At 34.8% G+C, this 569-nt stretch carries 1 protein-coding gene; it reads right to left on the bottom strand.

Annotated elements, in window-relative coordinates:
• The coding region (locus CLORY_RS22915; protein ID WP_139376139.1) for an IS110 family transposase at positions 1 to 380 on the bottom strand (380 nt) is incomplete at its 3' end.
• Positions 381 to 569 lie beyond the last annotated feature (189 nt).

The following is a 569-nucleotide window of genomic DNA, read 5'->3' as shown; positions in this document are numbered from 1 at the left end:
CTTATGGTTTCATTTGGTATAAAACTTTTATTTATTAACCCGCTTCTTAATAACTGCGCTATCCATTCTGCATCTTTTACATCTGTTTTTCTTCCAGGTAGATTTTTTATGTGCCTTGCATTTGCTAGTATCATTTCAAAACTCCCTGTTTCTAATATGTTCCATATTGGTTTCCAATAGACCCCTGTACTTTCCATTGCTACCTGTATGCATTTACTTTCTTCTAACCATTCTAAAAGTTTTAGCAATTCTGTTGTTGTTGTGTTGAATGTTCTTATTTCTTTCTCCGGTTTTTCATTTACATTTCCCTTTAGTATGCATGCTACTACTGTCTTTTCATGTACATCTAACCCTGCACATCTTTCTACTATTGCTTCCATTCATATCCTCTCCATAATAAATCTAGTGAGTTAACGGTAATTTTTCTCTGAAAAATATTCCTACACGTGCTCTCCGCACAATACTTTGTACTTTTAATTACCGAAGCCAGTTTCCTACAAGGAGTTCTTGCTACCAGAATTTACACGGGCTTACTTCCTCACCTTTCTTTATTATTGACAGGATTTCGT

The sequence above is a fragment of the Clostridium oryzae genome (assembly GCF_002029235.1).
Lineage (GTDB): Bacteria > Bacillota > Clostridia > Clostridiales > Clostridiaceae > Clostridium_AE > Clostridium_AE oryzae.
The sequence above is the reverse complement of the archived record's forward strand: the minus strand, read 5'-3'. Positions and strand labels throughout refer to the sequence as shown.